Origin of the sequence: Nostoc sp. 106C (genome assembly GCF_002154725.1) — a bacterium.
In the GTDB taxonomy this organism is placed as follows: domain Bacteria; phylum Cyanobacteriota; class Cyanobacteriia; order Cyanobacteriales; family Nostocaceae; genus Aulosira.
Map to the genome: position 1 here is coordinate 1 of NZ_MTAW01000078.1, position 1,968 is coordinate 1,968.

The following is a 1,968-nucleotide window of genomic DNA, read 5'->3' on the forward strand; positions in this document are numbered from 1 at the left end:
AAGGATGCTGCTGGCGAATTAGGGGTCTAACCCATACTAGGTTAGACCCCCGATAACTGAAGAGAATTTTGAGTCAGAAAATACAACTTTGTGAGTATTTTCTGACTTCTAGATATGACACTGCATCCAAAAAATCATTGGCAGATACCAGAGCAAACGGCACAGATAGCGCGTGCGTCATTCCCGAAGGGTAACGAGTTCATGAAAATGTATGATGAACTGGGAACTTTATATACTGACACAGACTTTGCGACCTTATTTCCAAAAAGAAGTGGACAATCAGCAATCTCACCAGCCAAATTAGCACTAACAACAGTCATGCAGTTTGCCCTGGGATTAACAGACAGACAAGCAGCAGATGCAGTGCGTGCCAGAATTGATTGGAAGTATGCACTTGGGCTAGATTTAACCGATAGTGGATTTGACTCAACGGTACTAGGGGAATTTCGTCATCGATTATGTGAGTACGAATTATCAAATCAACTATTAGATGTAATGTTATTACGTTTTACAGAAAAAAAGCTGATAAAACATCGAGGTAAGCAACGTACAGATTCAACTCACGTATTAGCAGCAATCCGTCAAGTCAACCGTTTGGAATTAGTAGGAGAAGCCTTAAGAGCAGCACTCAATGAAATAGCTGACGAAGCGCCACAATGGTTAAAAAGGATTGTCAGCGAAAACTGGTTTGATAATTATAGTTGGCGATTTGATAATTACCGCTTACCCAAAGATAAAAGTGAGCGCGAACAATTAGGACTAAAAATTGGATTTGATGGACATTATCTTCTCCAGAAAATTTGGTTTAGTGAAATAACACCGTGTGATTTGCGTCAACTAGAAACTGTGGAAACATTAAGAAAAATTTGGATTCAACAGTATACATTTGACAAATCTGGTTTAGTTTGGCGAAAACCAGACTCTTCAGGATTACCCCCAAACTCAATTTGTATTGAATCACCTTATGATATTGATGCCCGTAATAGTACGAAGAGGGATACAAATTGGACAGGATATAAAGTACATCTAACAGAAACTTGTGATGATAAAACTCCAAATTTAATTACAAATGTAGAAACAACACTAGCGACCACGCCAGACGGGGAAGTCACCAGCGTTGTTCATCATAAGCTCAAATCAAACGACATACTACCATCGGAGCATTATGTAGACGCAGCTTATGTAGATTCATATCATTTAGTTGAAAGTAATCTCTTGCATCAAGTTTCGGTCATGGGGTCAGTGGCATTAGATAATAGTTGGCAAGCTAAATTAAAAACAGGTTTTGATGTTGCTGCGTTTGTAATTGATTGGGACAAACAAGTTGTTAAATGCCCGCAAGGAAATTTGAGTCGTCTATGGCGAAAAACTCGTGACTGCAATCAAAATCCACTAATTGAAGTTGTATTTGACCGCAAGATATGTGAAAAATGTCCGGTGAGGAATAATTGTACTTCTGCTCAAATGGCTCCGAGAAAATTAAAGTTGCGACCACGTGAAGAATATGATGCACTTCAAAAACGTCGCCGCGAACAAGTCTCTCCAGAATTTCAACAAAAATATCAACGTCGAGCCGGGATTGAGGGTACTATTTCTCAAGCTGTGTGTAAATTTAATTTACGACAAGCGCGATATTGTGGCTTAGTAAAAACCCATTTACAACATGTTGCTACTGCTTGTGCAATCAATTTAAGTCGCTTTTTTACATGGTCAAAGCAGGTAAATAAAGCTCAAACTCGTAATAGCTTATTCGCTCGATTACGTGTTTATTAGTCTTGATTAAGTAGCTCAATTTAATCACAACAAATGTCCAGATACAGTTCGGTTGTAATTTGGTCGCACATTTTTGTGACTAAAAAAGTGCAGTGTCACCCCCGCACTTTAAAGAAATTACCACCAGAAATATCAAGGAATTCTAAAACTGCTTAGCTTGAGGGGTCTTACCCTCAATTCGCCAGCAGTATCCTT

Annotated in this window: 1 protein-coding gene; it reads left to right on the forward strand. The window is 38.9% G+C overall.

Features of this window, described 5'->3' with window-relative positions:
- The first annotated feature begins 114 nt into the window (after positions 1-114).
- The gene (locus tag BV375_RS07965) at positions 115-1,773 is read left to right on the forward strand and encodes an IS1182 family transposase (protein ID WP_086759128.1); all 1,659 of its coding nucleotides are present in this window, start codon (positions 115-117) and stop codon (positions 1,771-1,773) included.
- The last annotated feature ends 195 nt before the right edge of the window (positions 1,774-1,968 follow it).